The sequence below is a fragment of the Pseudonocardia charpentierae genome, from assembly GCF_031845345.1.
GTDB classification, from domain to species: domain Bacteria; phylum Actinomycetota; class Actinomycetes; order Mycobacteriales; family Pseudonocardiaceae; genus Pseudonocardia; species Pseudonocardia charpentierae.
Genome location: NZ_JAVREJ010000048.1, coordinates 1 through 20152 on the forward strand (window position 1 = coordinate 1; position 20152 = coordinate 20152).

The 20152-nt window shown below is 69.8% G+C and carries 16 protein-coding genes and 1 tRNA gene; 7 read left to right on the top strand and 10 right to left on the bottom strand.

Annotation, left to right across the window (positions count from 1 at the left end):
- Positions 1-173: 173 nt before the first annotated feature.
- Complete coding sequence (locus RM445_RS30590; RefSeq protein ID WP_311560353.1) at positions 174-929, bottom strand: ZIP family metal transporter; 756 nt, start codon at positions 927-929, stop codon at positions 174-176.
- A gap of 150 nt (positions 930-1079) precedes the next feature.
- Between RM445_RS30590 and RM445_RS30595 the strand changes: the two genes are divergently transcribed.
- From RM445_RS30595 to RM445_RS30605, 3 genes are all read left to right on the top strand, one after another.
- Positions 1080-1153 (top strand) — tRNA-Pro (locus tag RM445_RS30595).
- Positions 1154-1727: 574 nt separating this feature from the next.
- Entirely contained in the window at positions 1728-2261 is a 534-nt protein-coding gene (locus RM445_RS30600; RefSeq protein ID WP_311560354.1) for a hypothetical protein, read from the top strand.
- Between the two features lie 1237 nt (positions 2262-3498).
- Positions 3499-4419, top strand: a complete 921-nt coding sequence (locus RM445_RS30605) for a hypothetical protein (protein ID WP_311560355.1) — start codon at positions 3499-3501, stop codon at positions 4417-4419.
- A gap of 375 nt (positions 4420-4794) precedes the next feature.
- Here RM445_RS30605 and RM445_RS30610 read toward each other — a convergent pair whose 3' ends face one another.
- Together RM445_RS30610 and RM445_RS30615 are read right to left on the bottom strand one after the other, a co-directional pair.
- Positions 4795-6057, bottom strand: a complete 1263-nt coding sequence (locus tag RM445_RS30610) for a tyrosine-type recombinase/integrase (RefSeq protein WP_311560356.1) — start codon at positions 6055-6057, stop codon at positions 4795-4797.
- A gap of 138 nt (positions 6058-6195) precedes the next feature.
- Positions 6196-6423: a helix-turn-helix domain-containing protein gene (locus RM445_RS30615; protein WP_311560357.1), complete on the bottom strand. Its 228-nt coding sequence runs from the start codon at positions 6421-6423 to the stop codon at positions 6196-6198.
- A gap of 850 nt (positions 6424-7273) precedes the next feature.
- On the opposite strand from RM445_RS30615, the gene RM445_RS30620 reads away from it, so the two are divergent.
- From RM445_RS30620 to RM445_RS30635, 4 genes are all read left to right on the top strand, one after another.
- Complete coding sequence (locus RM445_RS30620; RefSeq protein WP_311560358.1) at positions 7274-7702, top strand: hypothetical protein; 429 nt, start codon at positions 7274-7276, stop codon at positions 7700-7702.
- Complete coding sequence (locus RM445_RS30625) at positions 7699-9276, top strand: relaxase/mobilization nuclease domain-containing protein (RefSeq protein ID WP_311560359.1); 1578 nt, start codon at positions 7699-7701, stop codon at positions 9274-9276. Before RM445_RS30620 ends, RM445_RS30625 begins: the two co-directional genes overlap by 4 nt.
- Positions 9273-10019, top strand: coding sequence for a hypothetical protein (locus RM445_RS30630; RefSeq protein WP_311560360.1), 747 nt, complete (start codon positions 9273-9275; stop codon positions 10017-10019). The genes RM445_RS30625 and RM445_RS30630 overlap by 4 nt, the downstream gene beginning before the upstream one ends.
- A gap of 794 nt (positions 10020-10813) precedes the next feature.
- Complete coding sequence (locus tag RM445_RS30635; RefSeq protein ID WP_311560361.1) at positions 10814-11161, top strand: histone-like nucleoid-structuring protein Lsr2; 348 nt, start codon at positions 10814-10816, stop codon at positions 11159-11161.
- A gap of 453 nt (positions 11162-11614) precedes the next feature.
- Here the strand turns inward: RM445_RS30635 and RM445_RS30640 are convergent, their stop codons facing one another.
- The 7 genes from RM445_RS30640 to RM445_RS30670 form a co-directional block, all read right to left on the bottom strand.
- A complete protein-coding gene (locus RM445_RS30640; protein ID WP_311560362.1) occupies positions 11615-14212 on the bottom strand; it encodes a protein kinase domain-containing protein in 2598 nt (865 codons plus the stop codon).
- Positions 14166-15713 carry a hypothetical protein gene (locus RM445_RS30645; RefSeq protein WP_311560363.1) on the bottom strand — a complete coding sequence of 516 codons (1548 nt, stop codon included), beginning with the start codon at positions 15711-15713 and terminating at the stop codon, positions 14166-14168. The genes RM445_RS30640 and RM445_RS30645 overlap by 47 nt, the downstream gene beginning before the upstream one ends.
- Before the next feature lie 121 nt (positions 15714-15834).
- Positions 15835-17355 carry an SCO6880 family protein gene (locus RM445_RS30650; protein WP_311560364.1) on the bottom strand — a complete coding sequence of 507 codons (1521 nt, stop codon included), beginning with the start codon at positions 17353-17355 and terminating at the stop codon, positions 15835-15837.
- Entirely contained in the window at positions 17352-18599 is a 1248-nt protein-coding gene (locus tag RM445_RS30655; RefSeq protein WP_311560365.1) for a hypothetical protein, read from the bottom strand. Before RM445_RS30655 ends, RM445_RS30650 begins: the two co-directional genes overlap by 4 nt.
- Positions 18596-18865 (bottom strand): hypothetical protein, encoded by a 270-nt coding sequence (locus RM445_RS30660; RefSeq protein WP_311560366.1) that lies wholly within the window; start codon positions 18863-18865, stop codon positions 18596-18598. Before RM445_RS30660 ends, RM445_RS30655 begins: the two co-directional genes overlap by 4 nt.
- Before the next feature lie 11 nt (positions 18866-18876).
- On the bottom strand, positions 18877-19527 hold the full coding sequence (locus RM445_RS30665) for a hypothetical protein (protein WP_311560367.1): 651 nt from the start codon (positions 19525-19527) through the stop codon (positions 18877-18879).
- Between the two features lie 177 nt (positions 19528-19704).
- Positions 19705-19980, bottom strand: coding sequence for a hypothetical protein (locus tag RM445_RS30670; RefSeq protein WP_311560368.1), 276 nt, complete (start codon positions 19978-19980; stop codon positions 19705-19707).
- Between the last annotated feature and the right edge of the window lie 172 nt (positions 19981-20152).

The window sequence follows — 20152 nt, forward strand, 5'->3', positions numbered from 1 at the left end:
CAGCGCCACGCTGTGGAGTGCGGGATCAACCGGCTCAAGCGCAATCGCGCCGTCGCCACCCGCTTCGACAAACTCGCCGTCCGCTACCTGGCCACCGTCCGGATTGCCGCCCTCGCCGAGTGGCTGCGCTGACCTGCTTCCCAAACAGGCTCTAGCTGGTGCTGCAGCCCGGATCAGCCGCCGGACAGATGCACCGCGAGGGCGGTGAGAAAGCCGAGCCCAGTGATCAAGCCGGTGAGCACGTGTGCCTGCTCGAACGCCTCAGGGATCATCGTGTCCGCGAGCATGGCCAGGATCGCCCCGGCGGCGACGGCCGTGATGACGGCGAGCACCGCGGGGGAGACACCGTCGAGTGTCACGTAGCCGATCAGCGCGGCCAACCCGCTGATCAGCGCTATACCGCCCCACACGCCGAAGACGTAGCGGGCGCTCCGCCCGGCCCTCTTCATCCCCGCCGCACTCGACAGTCCCTCCGGCACGTTCGAGATGAAGATCGCCGCGAGAACGGCGGTTCCGACGCCTCCGCCGCCGATCAGGCTGACCCCGAGGACGACCGACTCCGGAATGCCGTCGAGCAGCGCGCCGATCGCAATCGCGGCGCCGCTTCCGGGCTGGTCGTTCTCTGACGGCTGCTGCTCACCCGACCGCTTGCGATGCCGCGCGCCGTGCCGGTCGAGCAGGGCGTTCGCCGCGACGTACACGACCGCTCCGGCCAAGAACCCGACCGCCGTCGCGACGGCTCCGCCCTCCCGGACGGCCTCGTCGACCAGTTCGAACGCCAGCGCCGAAATCAGCACGCCCGCTCCGAAGGCCATGATGCCGGCGATGATCTTCGCCGGGACGCGCACGAACCACGCCACGGCGGCGCCGAGCACCAGTGCGGCTCCTCCGACCAGGCCCCACAGCCCCGCCTCCAGCCACGTCGGCACGGCGTCTCCTTCGCTCTGCGCATGGAGGTATGCCCGTCCACGCACGGCACCGGTACCCGACGTACAGCGCGGCGAACATGACGAGCGCCCCGGCTGCGCAAGCGCGCGGATGGCGTGCGCTAAGCTGGCCGGGCTCCTTCGAGGAGTGGCCGGGACGTGGCGCAGCTTGGTAGCGCACTTGACTGGGGGTCAAGGGGTCGCAGGTTCAAATCCTGTCGTCCCGACACGGCGAACAAGGGCGGTGTCCGAGCGATCGGGCGCCGCCCTTCTGCCTTTTAGCAGCGGAGATGCTGCGCTGGGCTGATCTTTGACTGGGTAAGTCTCGATCATGGCAGCCCGATCAGCGCATCAACTTCGATCTTGAGTGGTCGCAAGGTGGTCGCATGGCTGCACGGCAAGTGCATCGCGGGCCCGCCGTTACCCTTTCGTGACCGGCGGCACGTCCACTTTGGACAATCAGCCACTCGAGGCTGAAAGGGATGGTCAGGCGGCGGGGGCGAGTGACATTCCACCGCGCGGACGTCCTGCTCGTCCGGGCGGCACGTTGGCCCGCCGATCGGCGGTGGTCAAAGTTGGGGAGCGCGGTAACGCCTTGATCGGGCGCTGCGAGTTCCCGGAGGTCTGTCTCGATCTTCCCCCGGAGTCCCAATGACGTCTCCTCAGGCACCGCGCGGTAAAAGCGCGGCGCAGGGCTACACCGTCCGCCCGGATTCGGCGCCGTCCCCGCAGTGGGGAGCGCCACCGCAGTGGGCACCGATGGGGGCGGTGCCATCGCAGGCTGCTCCGGTTCCGTCGCCCGTGCCCGTCCCGCAGAAGCCGAAGCGGTCACACGGGAAGCTGGCCGCCCTGGGCTTGCTGGTGGCGGCTTTGCTCGCGGCGTGCGTGATGACGGGCGGCCAGGCAGGCTCGACATCGTCGGATTCGGGTGCAGGGCCTGCTGCCGCGCCGGTGAAGCCGGCGGAGCTCGCTCCGGCGAAGGCGATCACGGCTCGCGAGTGGCAGCTCATCGCGAAGGACCCCGAAGGACACGCTGGCCAGCGGATTGTCGTGTACGGCCAGGTCGTGCAGTTCGACGCCACAACCGGCACCCAAGGTTTCCGGGCGAACGTCGATGGGATCGAGCACAAGCCCGAGTACGGCTACGCCGATTACGACACGAACACCATCCTGCACAGCGACAACGAGACGATGCTCGCGCAGGTCGTCCAGGACGACTTGTTCAAGGCCGAGGTGACAGTCGCCGGGGCGAAGAGCTACGAGACGGTGATGGGCGGGACGATGACTGCTCCCGAGTTGACCGTGACGAAGATCGATACCATCGGGCACGTCTAGGTCGCTCAAAATTGTCCACTGCATCGGGAGGAACAGTGGGTGCCAGAAACGCTGCCCACATCATTTAGCCTCGTGCTAGTGGCCCGGCTGAGACACACTTATGTGCCTACTGTTCTAGGATGGCCATGCCGCAGCAGCAGTTCTATACTGATGATCAGCGCCGCGTTCGCCCAATAACGGAGCCAAAACGGGCAAGGGTGGGTGCTGTCGTAGTTGTTGCAGTCGCTAGTATTGTCGCACTTGGCGGCAGCGGTTCAGTAGCAACGTCGAGTACTGGAACCGCTGGCGTGAACCCTGCGCAGCGCACGGCTCGAACCTCCGAGCAAGATACGAATAGAGCGGTGGCCCGTCTTCGCTCGCAAGGGTTTCGTACGACTATTCGAGCAACCGGGAACGAGACAGACTGTGCAGCTCACTCATACGGCGAAGTTCAGCGATACTTCACGACGCACCCCTGTACAGGCGTAAGCCGGCTCCTGGTGGAGGTCCGTAGCGGCCGAGGGGAGAGGGTACTGGTTGCGGTCGCGAGAGTTCAGATGCCAGATCGGGTGAGTGCTGCCGCGTTGAAGAAGCTGGTTGACACTCATGGAACCGGCAACATTACAGAGCTGTCGCGCGAACGTGGCTTTTACCAACTAGTTCGGTTTACGGGCGACTTCTACGCGTCGAGTTTGCAGGGAGATGTGTTCGTCAACGCTCAGGCGCAGCCTATCGCTCGCGGCGTAGGCGGATACACGCTTACGTCAATTGCTACAAACATGGTGCAGTAGCGACAGATCAGATACTATCTCAATAGGCCGACTCTTCACAAGGGTTCCCGCCGGCGCCCGGCGCTGGCCGAAACGCTCGTATCACACCGCGCGCGCTGAGTGAATCGCCAAAACTTCCTCAGAGTGTGATGCCCATTTTTGATGCTGCATAACGATATAAGGAGGTCGTCATACCCCGATTTGGCGAAGCTTGCACATGGATCGGGGCAAAAATTATTGCCCCGAGCGGCTCCGAGAGTCAGTTCGAGTCCGACGCGCTCAAGGACATTGCCAAATGGTCAGTCGCCGCGTTTAGTCTCGTTGGTGCTATAGCCACATTCTTTGGCATCAGGGAGGGTGCCCTCGACCGCCTGCTTCGGGCCGATCCGGTAGCTGCGCTGTGGATCTTCGTGTTGGTTGGAATTGGCGTAGTCTGCGGGCTCCTAGCTCCCGCCTTCGTTTCGCGAGGACGAGTCTACGTTTACTGGGTGCCGCTCGCAACCGCGGTTCTTGGATTTTTCTCGTGGTGGCTACTTCCCGATATTGAACGAGATCCACGGGCCGGTCAAGCCTCCTCTTTCGTTGGCTCATTCAGCTCCAATGACGTACCGCCATGGTTGGCGATTGCACTGCTGACGGCGCTGTTGATATTGGCGGGTTTGCTATATCGGATACCGGTACCAACGACGGCTGCCATGCTGCTGATCGCCGTAACGTCGATCTCGATGGGCCTCTACGGCGCCACTAAGCTCTCAGTAACGTCCAAAGCTTTCCCAATTGACCCCTCAGTAACGGCGTCAGTTGAATTGATAAACGGGATACAGGTCATTAAAGCTGGGACAGTTGCTGCGCGACGAGACGGCAAGCCGTTACATGTCAGTGTTATCGGAATGACTGGCACCACGACTGGAGCGTCTGCGACAGAGTCGTCTATCGGCGAGGCTGAGACGTCTCCTGACGTGGCTGGGGATGTCAATGCGACGACAGTATTTCCCATCAACACGGCACGATGGCGAACAATTGAGGTGCGGATCTGCGACGGCGAGAATCAGTGTGCTAAGGGAGCGAAATCGATCATGCTCTCGGGTGACCTTCCGCAAACCTTCCCCCGTGTAAGTGGATATGCGAAGCCTGCCGATGGTGGTGCTGGGGCGGAAGTCTCGATCTCGGTCGACGCCCTTCCGCAAGATTCGCGGATAAGGGCGACTGTGTATCGGAAGCGAGAAAGTGGCAGAGCGGTAGTCGCCTCGGCTCTTCTGGTCGGCGACAGCAAGGGAAACGTCATTTGGTCGGCACCGATCATACGTGTTCCAGTGGGAGGAAGCCTGAGTCTGGCTTACTCGGTGTGTGCTGTTGAGTCCGAGTTGCACTGCGAGTCGGAAACCGAAATTGCAAGCTACACTCGATAATGGGATACGTACGAAGTTGGCTGGAGTCGCTGATTGAGTGCTCGATTCGGGGGTCGGTATCGTGCCGCTTCGGTGGGACTGACACTCGACGCGTGCCGGGAGCCGAAGTCTGTTCCATCAGCACGGTGGACGTGAAACGAACCTCGCTTGCTGCCCAGGCGCATGCTCGGTTCAATGCGGGGCCGTGCGATTGCTCAGTAGGCTCCGGGTTCCCAGGCGTCCGTGCAATCCGATGCGGGACAGGCAGCGTCGACGAACTACCAGCGGCTACGCCCCGAACAGTGCCGTCGTCGAGCAGGCCGTCCACGACCTGGCGACGGAGCGACCGCGAATCGCTACTTCGGCCTCGAGAACAAGAACCTGCGAAATCGCACGCTACTGAAGGTCGTCGGCCGACGACGTCCGGTATGTCGCGCTCGGGCGAATATCTGGCGCGTTAGCTCGGGTTTCGGCGGCGTCGAGGGCGGCTGCCATCGCATCGACGGCTTGATGCGCGGTCTCGCGAGTAAGATGCGCGTAGAGGTCGGCGGTGATGCCAGTACCGGAATGCCGCAGAGTCTTGGAGACAATCGGCAGTGGAACACCGGCGGCGATCATCATGCTGGCGGCGAGGTGGCGCAAATCGTGAACGCGGGCGCGTGGCAGCCCGGCATCAGCGGCCAGGCTGCGGAAGCGGCGCAGCACGTACTCCGGCCGCAGTGGCAGCCCGTTTTCGCGGGCGAAGACCAGGTCGTGGTCCTGGTAGGCGGCGCCCCACCTGACCCGTTCGCTGTGCTGCCGTGCACGTTGGCGGTGCAGCGCGTCGATGACGCGGCGAGACAGCCCGACGCCGGCGGCGCTGCCACGGGTCTTCGGGGTGGTGAACACCAGGCGGGAGTTGTCGATGCTGCTCAGCGTCTGCCGCACGTGCAGCACCCGATGCTCGAGATCGAGGTCGGCCCACCGCGGCGCCAGGCACTCGCCTTTGCGCATGCCGGTCCCGATCAACGTCTCCCATAACTCGAGGTCGCGATCACCGTGGACGGAAGCGTGCGCCAGGAAGCGGACCGCTTCGTTGACGGTCCATCCGCCGCGTTCGACGCGGTCGACCTCGGGTAGGACGGCGTGCTGCGCGGGGTTGTGGGCGAGCCGGCGCCGCTTGACCGCATCGCTGAGCGCGCTGGACAGGGTGGCGATGATTCGTCGGATGGTGACTGCGCCGCGGCCGGCCACCTCGAGGTCACGGATCATGCCTGCAACGTGCTGATGGGTGAGGCGCTCCAGCCGGATCTGTCCGAGGGCGGGGAGCAGGTCTTTGTCGATGTAGTCGCGGTAGCGGACGTAGGTGGTCGGCTTGACGACCCGCCGCTTCTCGGTCAGCCAACTTGTGAGGTAGTCCCGCACGGTCTCGGAGTCGTTGGTGGCGAACCCTTGGCGGTCGCGCTGCAGGAGCTGGGAGAGCTCGGCCTGCGCGGCGGACTTGCTGTCGAACCCGGCCCGGCGCACGGTCCGGCGACGCCCACCAGCGGCGGTCAGATCGACCGCGAAGGTCCAACTGCCGTGACGGCTCGACGCTTTCAGCTTCGGGCAGCGCACGCCGAGCTGCCGACCGTCCGTGCCGCGGCATCCGCACCGCCGATACACCTGCCCGCGTTCCACGCTTGTCGCCCTCTCCGTTGCCGGTGAACGGTGGCCCACCTGGTCACGACGCTATGTGCAAGCGGGACCGGAATCGGCCGTCGAATGAAATCTGTGGATAGAACGCGGTTTTTGGTTGGCGCTGTGGACAACTCGCACTTACGCGGCGCCGGCGCCGCCCGGTTCTAGGAGGCTCGTCAGCTGTGCGGTGGGCACCCGGTATTGGCGTCCCAGCCGGAGCAGTGACGTCGGCCATTCCCCGCGTCGGGCGAGGTCATAGGCCGTGCTGCGGCCGATGCCGAGGACCGTCGCCGCCTCGGTCAGGCTCATCGTGGGGCCTGCCGTTCGCAGGAGGTCGGCCGCAGCGCGCCGCTCGATGTGGGCCATGGAGGTCTCCGTCCTGCTCGTCCGCCAGCCGCGGTCTGTCACCAGCGAATATGCGCGTGGAGGCGGAGCGTGCCGTTCCCTGTCGTGCCCTGCTGTTCCCCGCCGTTCCCCCTCTGTGCCACCTGCCGACGGCAGCCCTGCGAGCAGGTGACGGCGGCGAGGGCCGCGCTGGACGAAGCCGCGAGACAGCATCAGAAGCCGCTTGGGCTGTGTCCCGACTCGTTCTCCCGACACGCCCATGGATCGCGTTCGCACGGAGTCAGAACGGCAGCAGGCTGTCGTTCCCTGCTGTGCCCCCGGCGGAGCAAGATATGCGGGAAGTAGGACTTCACGCTGTTGAAGGTGGCGCGGAACCGGGGGGTTCCGTTTTGTTGTCCCCAGCGGCGCGTTTCTCGCGCGTGTTATCCACAGATTCCGTTCCCCTGCCCCATGGGCCCGTCGTTCCTGCTGCGCTTCGAGCTCGGTTGGCGGACGAGCGGAGGGCAGTCGTGGTCGAGGTGGGGCATGGGTCTGGGTGAGCCGTCGCCGTGGGTGTGGCTGCGCGACGGGACCGACCGGTTGTTTCACGCGGTGTCGATCTGGGAGCTGCCTCCGGAGGAAGACGGGCCGACGGCGGTGTGTGGGCGGCGGGTGTTGGTGGTGTCGTTGCTCGATGAGCCGACGGTGGACGGTGCCCGCCATGCGTGGCCGCGGTGGCTGGTCCGGGAGGGAGCGGCAGGGAACGGGGGCGGCACGCGCGTGGATGAGGGTCGGGCTCGTGACGAGCAGCCGGCCGGTGTCGACAGGCGCGTCTGGTGCGCGGAGGCGGGCTCGGGCGGAGGCGCCGCGCAGCGAGTCGGTGTGGGTGCGGTTGAGCCCTGCAGAGGCGGCGGTGGTCGGTGAGGCCGCGGCCCGGGCGGGCATGTCGGCGGGGGCATGGGTGGGGGACGCCGCGGTCGATCGGGCCCGCGCGGAGGCAGCCCGTGCCGACGGTGACCAGACTGGCAGAGCAGGTACGACGGGGCCGTCGTCGTGGCGGGAGATGGTCGCAGCGCTGGTGGCGCTGCGCGCCGAAGCCGCCCTGCGGCGCGCGCCGGTCGTCGAGCTCACTCCAGCAGCGCCCGGAGGTGCGCTTCCCCAGGATCAGCCGTCCTTCGGTGCACCCGGCCGTGTGGTCGGGGACGACGTGGTCGAGGTGTTGCGGCGGATCGACGCGGTGACCGCAGCTGCCGTGGAGGCGACGTTGTCGGCAGCCCGGCGGTCCTCACCCGCGGATGCGGAGCGTTCGGGGCGGTCGTGATCACCAAGGTGGTGCACGGGTGGCGCCCGGCCGGCTTGTTGGCCTACCTGCTGGGCCCGGGGACCGCAGAGGTGCACCGGGAGCCGCGAGTGATCGCCTCGTGGGACGGGCTCGACGCCGACTGGCAGCCCGTGTCCACGGGACCGGGGGAGTACGACCTGGCACTCCGGCCGCTGATCACCGCGTTGCACGCCCCCGCCGTCGCTGCCGGGCTGCCGACCCGTGCCCCTGCCGAGAACGGCAAGCGCGGGTATGTGTGGCACTGCTCGGCCCGGGTCGCCGCCACCGACCAGGTCCTGTCCGATGGGGAGTGGGCGGGGATCGCGTGGGAACTGCTCGACGGCGCCGGGATCGCGAAACGAGGAGATGCCGGTAGTCCGAGGTGGGTGGCGGTCCGCCACGCGGAGGACCACATCCACATCGCCGCAGTGCTGGTGCGCCAGGACACGAGTCGGCGGTTCTGGCCACACCACGACTACCCGAAGCTCCGCGCGGCCGCCCGGCGGATCGAGCAGCGCCTCGGCCTGACGGTCACCGCAGCACCGGACGGCACCGCCGCCTCACGTCCGTCGCGCGGGGAGATCGAGAAAGCGGGACGGGAGGGCCGGGTCCCGGCGCAGATCGAGCTGCGCCGCGCCGCCCAGCAGGCCGCGGTCGCCGCGACCGACGTCGACGAATTCGTCGCCTACCTGCAGGAGCGCAGGTATCTGGTGGGGTTGCGACGGGCACCGTCCGGTGATCTGCTCGGCTACAAGCTCGCCCGGCCCGGGGACGTGACGGCGGCTGGGGAGCCGGTGTTCTACAGCGGTAGCAAACTCGCCCCCGACCTGTCCCTGCCGCGGCTGCAACAGCGCTGGGCGAGCACACCGTCCGCCCGCACCCCGGGCGCTGCCGGTCGCGAGCCGGGGGCATCGGAGGTGCTCGAGGCGGTGGCCGCAGCGCGGGCCGCCTTACGCGCCGGCGATGAGGACGGCGACGGGATCATAGCGGCCACCGCCGACCTGCTCATCGCCCTCGCCGGTAACAGACGTGGTGGGTGGGGGGACCGGTGGGGAACGGCGGCGGACCGGTTCGACCGAGCCGCCCGGACACCCGGCGGACACCCGCCGGAGCCGGGTCCGGTGGCGGGGGAGCTGCGGGTACTCGCCCGCAGCTTGTTGACCGCTCCGAGTCGGGCCGGGCGCGGGCGCGGTGCGGTCGGTGGGGTGGCGTTGGCGGTGGCGCTGGCCGCGCTGGTGGCCGAGATCGCCGCTTGGCAGACCGCTCGCGGCCGCGACCACCAGGCCGCGGCCGCCCGTCGCACCGCCGCTGATGCGACCGAGCTCGTCCTCGAGCACCCGACGGCTGCGCGGTCGGGGCGGGCGCGCATGTCGGGTGGGGGGAACGGCCGGGCACGGGGCACGCCACGGCCGCGTGGAGGGTCGGGGCGGTCCCGCCGCCGGCAGAACAGCGAGCCCACCATGACCCCACCGACAGGGAACTCCCGGACTTCGCCGAGCCCCGTGGTGCTGTCGGCCGCGGCGGCTGCCTCGCCACCGGCCTCTCAACCCACGCTGTGGGTCGATCGGTCGTGAGCGACAGACAGGAGCAGGCGGTGCTGGCGGTGGTCCGGCTGGTCGGGGACCAGGACGTCGAGGTCACCGCGCAGCACGCGAGCAGCACCAGCGCCGCGGTCACGGTGCGGATCGGCCGAGCACTGCTGTATCTCAACGATCAGGCCACCGCCGCGCACTTCCACAAGGTGTGGTTCGACGCCGCCGCCCACGCCCGCACCCTGCCCCCGGTCGGGCACCCCGCGCACCGCGGACTGGTCCGGGAGCTGCGCGGGATGCCCGAACCCGGCATCGTCGCCAACGCAACCGGCCGGCCGGCGTGCAGCATCGCGATGGTCGGCGGCGACCCGCCGGACAGCAAACCGTTCCTGCGGGTCCAGCTCGGCCGGGTCGCCTTCGAGATCCGCGACTTTGCCGCCTACCGCTCCTGCCTGGCCGCATTCCGCCAGGCGCATCACGTTGCCCGAGATGTGTTCCTGCCGCCCGGCAGCGCCCGGGTGTACAACGGGGCTCTCACCGCCGCCCGCGATGCCTTCTACCCCCACACCCCCGGAGTCCCGGAACCTCCCGCAAGCCAATCGGGCACGGAACGGGGGCGCCGGGTCGCGCAGGTGACCGATCGCAGCGCGCCTGTCCCGCCCGCCGCTCCGCGGCGCCGAACCGCACATTCAGCGGCCGTGCCTCAGCAGATTCCGCAGCAGTCGGCGCGGCCGGCGATGCAGCAATCGGCACGGCGGCTGCCGGTGAGAGGGCAGACCGCATGAGTACGCGACTATCCGCTCCTCACCGTGCCCGGCTACGAGCTCTACCAGCTCGCCCACCTGACCGCGGTCGCGGTTGACGTCCTGGCCCGGCGACGCCGCACGGCAGAGCAGAGCGACCGCCCGGCCCGCCGGGTCGCCACTGTTGACCAGATGTCCAGCGACACAGTCGATCACCGCCCGCCGCAAGTCTCCGCTTCCGCCGGCGGGTTCCCGGCCGCTGCGTCTGCCTTGCCCCGTCCTGGCGCCACGCAGCCGCCCTCCGGTTCCGCCGAATCACCCCGCGACGGCGCCGCAGGCCGGACCGCGCCACCTTCTGCTGCGCGGCAGGAGTCTTCTCGTCGGTCGACGCCCGTTCCTTGACACACACCGTCAAGAAGACCGTCAACGTCGTATGTGTCGCCGTGCGCCCGAGCTCCTGCGGCCCAACCTGCGTCGGACGGATGTCGCCATGCCACCGCACAGCTGGAGGCGGGCCAGCGCGCCAACCTTTACGTGCGCGTTGTCCCGCCGCGGTCGATCTACCTCGGGTGAGGAAAGAATGCGCTCCTCGATGCCGCCAGCGGCCGAGGCGGCACCTCGGCGCCTTCGCAACAATCGGCAGGCGGTGCGCCCGCGACCACTGTGTGCTCAACATGTAACGCGCACATACACGGGCAGGTGACGGTGACGCGTTCATCTCGTGACCGGCCGCACTTTCACAGCTTGTTCTTAGCGAAAGATTTGCACTTTCCTGATGCGATCTGCAGACTGGGTTGAGATCCTCAACAACGCTGCAACACGGATGGAAGTGTTTAATGGCACAGCAGACGACCGTCAGGTTTATCGATGACCTCGACGGGTCGGACGCCTCAGGCACCTTCGACTTCGCCATCGACGGCCGCCAGTACCAGATCGACCTGTCCGACGAAAACGCCGCCAAGCTCCGTGACGCCTTGGCCCCGTATGTCGGCGCAGCGCGCAAGGTCGGTGGCCGTGGCCGCCCCCGTGCGGCCCGGCAGACTGTGGTGGCGGACAAGCCGGCCCGCAGCAACCGCGACGAGACCGCCGCGATCCGGGAATGGGCACGCGCGAACGGCCACACCGTCAGCGACCGCGGCCGCATCGCGAAGGCCGTCGTCGAGGCCTACCAGGCCGCAAACTAACCGCAGGCTTACTCGAGCCGACGGGAAAGCGGCGCCCCGATCAGCGACACTGCGCGCTACGGAGGGAGCGGGCCGGCGGCGACACGTTGGTCCAGGCCGGAGCCTTCGACCAGACGCATGTCGATGTAGAGCCGACCGTCTATCTCACTGAAATCGTGGATCGGGATGACGTGCGGGTTCTGGAAGCGGGCGGCGTTGTCGAACTCCCGGCGGAACCGCGCCCGGAAGTCGGGTTCCTGCTCGAGTCGGGCGCGAGTATCTTCAGCGCGACGACGCGGCCACGTCGGGTGTCGAACGCCCGGTGCACCCCGCCCATGCTGGGGCTCTGGGTGGAGCCCTGGCCATCGGGCACGAACGGCTGCAGCGCGTAGCGATGTTGGTCGAGCGGATCTTTCGGGTCCCGGTGCTCGTTCCGCTGCAGGCTGCGACGCCCTGATCAGCTTGCCCCGATCATTATAATCGGAGTTGCTTGAGGATGTTGCTGATCTCGACGGTGTCCTCGTGTGCCGCGCCGTGCACGATGAGGAGATCGGAGTGTAGGGCGCTCAGCACGCTTCCGGCGTCGGTCGTCCGTCCTTCGGCTTGCAGCATCAAACCGATGCTGCGCCGCAGATCGAGCGCCGTTCCGGACGCATCGCCGTCCCGCGTCCGCACGCTGTCCAACACCTGCGCAAACTGTCGCCGAGCTGCGGCGTAATGCCCGAGGTGTGCTCGGCAGTGGGCCGCCTGGTGCACGCAGTCGAGTCCGGCGCGGCTGTTTGCGCCGCTCGTCCGGGCGTAGGCGGCAATGAGTCCGTCGAACTCCTTCAGGGCGCTTCTAACCCTATCGGCCAAGAACAGGGCGGCAGCCCGTCTGGACCGCAGGTAGAGCACGCGGGGATCCTCGGTCCCCAGGACGGCACCTACCGAGTTGATCGCTGACTCCAGCAACTCGGCCGCCGCGGTGTAATCGTCGTCGACGAGCATCCGGCCGGACACGTCGACGGCCGAGTCGATCTCGGCGCGCAGACCGGGATCGAGGAACACAAGGTCGACCGGGGCGGTGGCAGGGGCCGGTGTTGACGGGCGTGCGCGTGGCGCATGTGGCCGGCGGTACGGCTGGGTGGGATCGGGTAGGCCATCAATCGTCTCCGTCTTGAGTCCGCTTCCCTGCTGTGGAAGTAGCGGGGCGAGCCGGTCGTAGACCTCCAGGGCGTCCGCGGGTCGGCTCTCAGGTGCTTTGGCGAGCAGATCGAGGACGAGCCGCTCAAGTGCAGCGGGTACGTTGTCGCGAATTTCCCGAAGAGGCTGAGGAAGATCCTGAACGTGTTGCTGCATGCGGACGAAGTCGGTCCGGCCGTCGTAGACCGGTTGTGCAGCGAGCAACTCGTGCAAAATGCACCCAAGTGCATACAGATCGCTGGCTGGACCGACCCCAGTGCCCTGAATCTGCTCAGGCGACATGTAGTGGCTGGTGCCCATCGGCGTACCGGTGGCGGTGAGGCGCGTGACATCGTCGTCTAGTACCGCGGCGATTCCGAAGTCCAGCACCGTGACCATGCCGTCCTCCGAGACGAGAACATTGTCAGGTTTGAGGTCACGGTGCACGACCGGGAGAGCGTGTGCGTGGGACAGGACCGTGCAAATCTGCGCCGCCACCGCCACCGCCCACGAGACGGGCAACGGCCGGCGCGGGTCGACGAACGACGTCAGCGACGTGCCGTCCACCAGCTCCATCACGAGGAAGACGCGCTCCGCGGAGCGGTCGAGCAACGCGTCAAATACCTGCGGGACGCCGTGATGCCGTATGCGCGCGGTGACCCTGGCCTCGCGCCGGAACCGGCGGACGAACTCCTCGGCTTGTTCAGGGGTGTTGACGACGTCGGGTCGGATGAGCTTGACCGCGACCTCTCGGTCGAGCACGTCGGTGAACTCGCCCTCGGGGAACTCGTCGGGCCGATCCCCTGCGCGATGCTGTGGGGTGCGCCAGGTGTCGGGTGGGGTGATCCAGCGCAGGGTGCGTTCGGAGGTGAGGGCTTTGGTGGCGGTGCGGGCGGTCTGGAAGATGCCTTTGGCGGTGACGTCGGCGCCGCCGAGGCTGGCTTCGAGGTCGGCGGCTTCGATCCCGGCTCCGGCGCGGTCGAGGGCGGTGATGGCGTCGCGGCGCCCGTACTGCAGCCAGGCCAGGACATCGCGCATGGTGCCGAGGGAGAGGGCGGCGGCGAGGAGGGTGCCGACGAGGACCTGTTCGCCGGCGGCGTGGAAGAACGGGTCGCGCCGGTTGCCGCCGATGGTGCCCATGAAGTGCGCGGCGAGGCGGGCGGCGGCTTCGTAGCGGTGGTCGTCGGGGGCTTCGCGGATCGCGCGGAGCGGGTCCCACCACCACAGCTGGGGTGCGTGGGCGATGGCTTGCGGGTCGAATGTCCACACCGGCCCGGCCTGCCCGCGGAGCCCGCAGGTGAGGGCCCACAGGTCGGCCTTGTTGGAGGTGGCGATCACCAGGCCGGGCGCGGAGAGGACGGCGGGGACGGCCAGGGCGCTGGTCTTGTTCGCCCGCGGCCCCATCACCACCAGCGCGACGTCCTCCCAGGACATCCACACATCCCGCCCCGCGACCTGCAGCAGCCGGATCCCGCGCTCACGGGCGGGGGCGTCGACGGGCAGACCGGGCCGCAGCCGCGCCGCACGCGCTGCGGCGCGGTGGCCGGCGAGGTCGTCGAGCTCGGCGCGGCCCAGCAGCGACCGGCGCGGGTCTCCGACCCGGCCGCCGCGGGTGAGCAGAACCGCGGCGGCGACAGCCGTCAGTGCCTCGGCGGCGGCCAGGGTGGTGAGGACCGCGGTGAATCCGTAGGTGGGGATGCCGGGGCCGAGTACCGCCGTGGGGCCGCCGCGGACCATGGCGCCGAGGAGTGCGGGGGACAGGTCGGGCCAGGTTCCGGTGGCCAGCCCGGCCGCGGCCCACACGTCGAGGATGGTCAGCCCGCCGAGGCCGATGGCGGCGAGCAGCAGCAGCGGTGCGGCGGCCTCAGACAGCAGGTGCCCGGCCCGCCCGCCCGGCACGGGCCGGGTCACGCCATACCGCCGGATCGTGCAGACGGGGCGGTCGGTTGCGGGTGCTGGTGGAACGCGCGGTCGGTGTCGTAGAGCTGCTGCTCGGTGGGGGTGAGGTGAGCGCGACGGGCAGCCCGAGGCGTTCCCCGGACTTGATCAGGTATCTGCCGCGGCCGGGATGGGTGTGTCCGGCGTGCCAGGTCGGGGGCGCGGCCCAGGAGGTGATCAGGGCGGCTTCGTTGTCGGTCAGCGGGGTGATCCGGCGGAGCCCGTCGAGTTCCCGGTCGGCCATGCCGCCGAGCAGCAGGATCGCGTTGCGGGCGGCCATGCCGCGGGCTTTCGCCCGATCCTGCTCGGTCGGTAGGGCTTCGAGGTCGTCGAGGGAGTGGGTGACCTGAAACGACACCACGCCGCGGTGCCGGCCCAGGCGGGTGATCCGATCCGAGCGTTCGACCAGCCCGGGTGCGACGCGCAGGGCCCGCCACAGCTCGTCCTGGACCTGCACCACATTCCGCCGGCGCGCTGAGGCGGCGGTGGCACTGCTGGAGTCGTCGAGGGCGAGGCTGGTGGTGGCGTCGATGAGGTTGGCCGACCACGTCCAGGAGCACAGCATTGCTGCGGCGACGACGTCGTCGTCATCGTTGTCGAGGGCGGAGATGTCCAGCGACATCGCCCGCGTGTCCGGTTCGGCGGTGACGGTGGAGGGCCGGTCGAACAGCCCGCGGATCGGCCCGTCACACAGCAACCCGAGGGTGTTGACCAGCTCTCGCGTGGCGCGCCGGTAGTCGGTGTCGTCGGCCGCGGCGGCCAGCCGCGGCAGCGGGTCGACCCCGGCGGCGAGCACACGCAGCACGTCGGGGATCACCGGCTGCCCCGCCCCACCAGCAACCGATGCGCCGGCAGCGCTGGTGCTGGTGCTGCTGGCGGTGAGGTCGAGGGCGGCGGTGAGCAGGCGGCGTTCGGTGACGGTGACCTCGCCGCGGCGCACGATCGACAGCAGCGCTTCGAGCAGCGAGGCGCGCCGGGCGCGCAGGGTCTCGGCGATGCGGTCCCGCTCGGTGCCGACCGCGGCCGCCAGAGCAGGGGCGAGGGGACCGGGGTCCAGCGGGTTGAGGGCGTGGCGGCCGCGGCCGATCCGCCACACCGTCCCGCCGAGGGCCTCGATCAGCGGGGTGTACTCGCCTTTGACGTCGCCGGGGATGACCGCGGTCATGCCGAACCCGACGAGTCCGACCAGCAGCCGTTTGACGATGGAGCTCTTGCCGATGCCGGGCTGGCCCTGCACCCACACCCCGGTGTTGGAGACCAGCCCGGTACGCAGCCATCCGGCGGGGTCGAGCCCGACGGGTTCGGCGGTGTGCATGTGCCGCCCGATCGGCACCCCGTGCACGCTCGCCCCCGACGACACCGCGAAGGGGAACAGCCCACACAGCTGGCTGGTGGTGCCGGCGTAGGCGACGCCGGGTTCGACGTGCGCGGCCCGGCCGCCGCCGCGAACCGGCCACCCCCACCGGCGCGGCACCGGGCGTCCCGCATACGACAGGGGACCAGGCGGGGGAACGGCAGGGCACGACTCGGGACCGGTGCGATGGGTAGCGGCGGGCATGGCTGTTTTCCCTCGGGGACACGGTGGGACGGGGTGGTCAGCGGCCGGTGCGGTGGCGGGCGGCGGTGGCGGGGTTGACCCCGACGCCGAGGGCGGCGGCGAACCCGGCGGCTTGGGATCCACGCAGCCGGCGCAGCCGCAGCTTCGCCTGACCGGCGCGCTGCTCGAGGTCGGCGACCGCAGCCGCCAAGAGGTCGGGCTCGGTGACCGTCGTGGTGACGTAGGTGGTGAATCGGCCGACGCCGGCGCCTTCGGCTTCCTCGCGGGCGGACTGGACGGCGCGGTCGCGGTCGTCGCGTTCACGCTGGGTCTCATCCCGGCGGGTGCGGGCGGCCCAGGCGCGGCGGATCTGCCCGGCGCTGACCTCGGCCTCCACCCGGGCAGCCGCCTGGTCGGCCGGGTAGGGCTCATACAGCCACGTGACCCGGCGGGGGAACGGGCCCGGCGTGAACAGCGGAGCCAGGACCCGGGCCGCCACGGCCTGGCGGGGTGCCTCGCGGAGCGCCCAGGACACCGACAGCCCGGAGTCGTGCCGGTAGGAATCCCAGAACTCCAGCGCGGCAACAGGCCCGGCCTCGGCCCACTCCAGCAACGCGGCCTGCTCTGCCTGGTGGTTCTCGAGGTACGTGAGGTCGGGGCGGGCGGCCGGGTCGAACGCCGCCCGGATCCGCCCGATCAACCAGCCGGTCGACGCCCGCCCGAGGACGGCGACCCCGCAACCCGCGAGCGCGGTCTCGATCCCGGGCAGCCACCGGCCGGCGTCGACGACCGCGGCCAACAGATCGGGCGGTCTCGGCTGCGCCCGTCGGGGGTCGAGGGTGACGGTCAGCCGGGCGTCGACCTCCGCCGCGGTCGCCGGGGTGACCGCGGCCAGCTCCTCGAGGACGCGGCGGGCAAGCATGGGGGCGTTCGGGTCGAGGGCGGCGGCGACGTGGTCGCGGACCGTGGTTCCGCCGCTCGGGGTGGTGTCGACGGTGACCGCGATGTGGGTGACCAGCGGCTGGTGGCCCAGGTCGGCCAGCAGCGCCCCCCACCCGGCGATCCAGGCGTCGACCTGCCCGGGGTCGGCGAGATCCACGCCGATCGGGGAGCAGCGCAGCACTGCCGACAGCGTTCCGGTGCGGCGGTCCCACAGCAGCGCATGGCGGCCGCCGCGGCCGTCGTCGACATCGAGCGGCACGATCGGCGCCAGCAGGCCGGGGAGGTCGTGGCCGCGGGGGTGGTCGGTCAGCACCCCCGCCGACAGCTGCGTCCACCCCGCCGCCCGCGCCCGATGAAACCGGACCCGGCGAGTCAGCACCTCGGCGGCGGTGACCCCGCCGATCCGCACCACCAGCCCGGCCACCACCACCGCCCCGACCCCGGCCAGAGGCAGCGCCGCCACCGGCGCCAAGGACACGGCCAGCACCGGGGCCAGCACGGCGAGGAACACCGTCACCGTCGCCGAAGTGGACAGGGACCCGACGCCCCAGCCGCGTTCCGAGCGCCAGTTCCCGTAGAGCCGCGGCCCCGCCACCGTCTCGGCGACCCGCCCCTCCGACCGTCCCGCGCGAGTCACGAGGTCGTCCCGTCGTCGGGTTCTCCGGCGGTCATCCCGCTCCCGGCGCCCTGCGCCGCAGCCGAGCCCGCGGCCAGCACGGCACCCGCCGGACCCAGTGCAGCACCCGCTGCACCGGCAGCAGAACCGGCGCCGGCGCCGGCCGCCGCCCCGGCCGGACCCGGGGAGCCGGCTGGGGCCTGTGAGTCGGGCCCGGTGGCGTCGACCGCCGCGGCCTGGGTGACCGCGGGCGAGCGGCCGCCGGAGTAGATGGCGGCGGCCCCGGCGGCGCCGACGAACGCCGAACCACCCCCGGCGCCGGCGACCGCGGCACCGGACCAGGAGAAGAACCGCAGCAGCACCGGCATCGCCAGCACCGCGAGCAGCAGCACCATCACCCCGGTCACCTGCACCGACACCTGTCCACGGTCGGTGCCGCTGGTGGAGGACAGGTAGGTGAACCCGAGGTAGTAGATGAACGCCGCCGCCGGCTTGTAGGCGACCATCGCCGCCAGCCACGACAGCAACCGGTACAGCCAGGTCTTCGGCCCGGACGCCGCCAGCGGCAGCATCGCCGCCAACACCAGCAACCCGGCTTGGCGAAGCGCCATCAACAACCACTGCACAAGCGACAACACCGCCGCCACGATCGCCACCAGCAAGCTGACGAAGATGCTCTCGCCCGGCTGGGTCAGCGAGTCCCGCATGAACGCCGCGAACTGGTTCGCGGCGTCGCCGAGCAGCTGCCGGGCCAGGGCGTCACCGGCCTGCAACGCCACCTGCAGCAGGGTCAGGCCGAGCGCGGACACCACCGCGAAGCGGACCAGCCCGGCCGCCAGCGCAGCGAGCGGTTCAGCTTTGCGGGACAGGATCATCCGGATCGCCGCCACCAGCACCGAGCCGACCAGGATCGCCACCGTGAGCGGGGCGACGGCGTGCTGGGCGGCCAGGACCGCGGCGTCGCGCGGGTCGACACTGTCGGTGCCGGCCCACCAGGTCGAGGTGGCCACGATCAGATCCGCGGAGCCGTGCGCGACCTTGTCCACGACCTGGGCGAAGATGCCGTCCGCGGCCCGGCTCGCCTTGCACGTCAGGTCGAAGGTGCCGCAGTCGGCGCTGATCGGCGCCGCCGATGAAGGAGCCGGCAGCGGTGACGGCGGCGGTGACGGTGACGGTGACGGAGTAGTTGGTGGCTCGGTAGTTGGTGGCTGGGCGGGCAGCAGCGCCCACCCCACGGTCGCCGCGGGGGTGATCACGGGATTCATAGCTGGAAGGCGCCGACGACGACGGCGGCCACCGACGCGAGGGCGAGGCCCCCGAGGATCCAGGCGGATCCGACGAGGCCTTCGTAGGCGGTCGCGGACCGGTTTCGCCGCCCCAGAATGATCATGACGGCGCAGACGAGGATGCCCACCACCCCGGCGACGAGCACCCCCCACTTCAGCCAACCGATGATCTGATCGGCGAACGCCCCCAGCCCGGGCGGAACTGCCGGGCCCGGGTTGGGCGGCTGTGCCAGAACGGCGCTCATCCCCGGGCCGCTCATCCCCGGACCGCCCGTCCCCGCACCGGCTGCGGTGCGCGGCCCGGGCGGTTCGGGCGGCCCGGGGATGCCGGGGAGCGGAGCTCGGCGTCGGTTCCCACGTCGATCGTGTCGATCCCGGTGCCCCTCGCGGTGTTGGCCGCGGTGTCAGCCGTGGTGTTGGTCGCTGGGCCTTGCGCCGGGTCGAGCGCGGTGTGGATCGCGGTCAACGCCGCGATGTAGCCGCCGACCGGCCGCGGCACGTCCCGGGCCGGCCGGGTGAGCTGGTCGCGCAACTCCTGGAGGGGATCGGCCGCGTCGGCCCACTGCGGTATCCAGGGCAGGACTACAACGGCGGTGGTGTGCGGCTCCAGCAGCGCCAGCCGCGACCGCAGGGCGGCGCTGAGCTTGCCGGTGTCGACCGCGGTGACCGCGACGACCGGTCGCGGGCAGAGTGCGGCGACCCGCCCGGCCAGCAACACCGACGCCACCGTCGCGCGGCAGACCACGACGTCGGCCGGTCGGCCGGTGAACAGGCCCAGGTCGCGTCCGCCGAGCGCAGCGGCGAGGGTGCTGGTGCCGACCCCGCCGGCGACGCCGACCACAGCAGGCCAGGTCGCCGCAGCGAAGTGCGGGCTCGCGGAGTGAGCGTCCAACGACGGTGCAGACATGGCGGCCTCTCGATCGGGAAGCGGTGATCGAGGAAAAGCCTCGGTAGACGCCGTGGCCGCGGTCGTTCCCTGCCGTGCCCGGTCGTGGCCGCAACCGGTGTCCGGGTCGTTCCCGGCCGGGCCCCATTCGCGGGGAAGTGCGCCTGAACCAGGGGCGGTCGGGCTCCGCGTTCGGCCCTACGTCGACCAGGGACGCAGCGCGCGAGCGGGGATCAGCTGATCGCCGAACTTGGCCGTCGTCCCGTCTGTCATCGTGACGACGACGTTGCAGACGCCCACCCATCCGCCGGTGGTGCGAATCCAGCGGACGAGCCCGCCCGCGGCAGGTTGGCCGAGGTCGATACCGCCGACGCCGGTCATGTCAGAACCCAGCCATCGACGCAGATCGACCCACACCCGCTTGGTGGCGCGTTCCCGCGACGACAGCGGCTGCCCGCTTCGCTCCGAACGCATGTTCGAACCGTACGGGCAGGGGTCCTTGGTGACCACCCCAGCGGGCAGGGAGTCGGCAAAGTCAGCTGATCTTGAGTAGTTGGAGGGGTCGTTGGGCGTTGCGGCCGTGATGTCGTAGCGCGGCGGCGAGATTGGTGGCTCCGGCCAGTCGGTGCAGGCTGATGGCCAGGTT

Bases quoted from the DNA above. Each gene is read 5' to 3' on its own strand.
- RM445_RS30665 (WP_311560367.1), bottom strand. From the start codon at position 19,527: ATGTCTGCACCGTCGTTGGACGCTCACTCCGCGAGCCCGCACTTCGCT.
- RM445_RS30615 (WP_311560357.1), bottom strand. From the start codon at position 6,423: ATGGCCCACATCGAGCGGCGCGCTGCGGCCGACCTCCTGCGAACGGCA.
- RM445_RS30655 (WP_311560365.1), bottom strand. From the start codon at position 18,599: ATGAATCCCGTGATCACCCCCGCGGCGACCGTGGGGTGGGCGCTGCTG.
- RM445_RS30635 (WP_311560361.1), top strand. From the start codon at position 10,814: ATGGCACAGCAGACGACCGTCAGGTTTATCGATGACCTCGACGGGTCG.
- RM445_RS30660 (WP_311560366.1), bottom strand. From the start codon at position 18,865: ATGAGCGCCGTTCTGGCACAGCCGCCCAACCCGGGCCCGGCAGTTCCG.
- RM445_RS30670 (WP_311560368.1), bottom strand. From the start codon at position 19,980: ATGCGTTCGGAGCGAAGCGGGCAGCCGCTGTCGTCGCGGGAACGCGCC.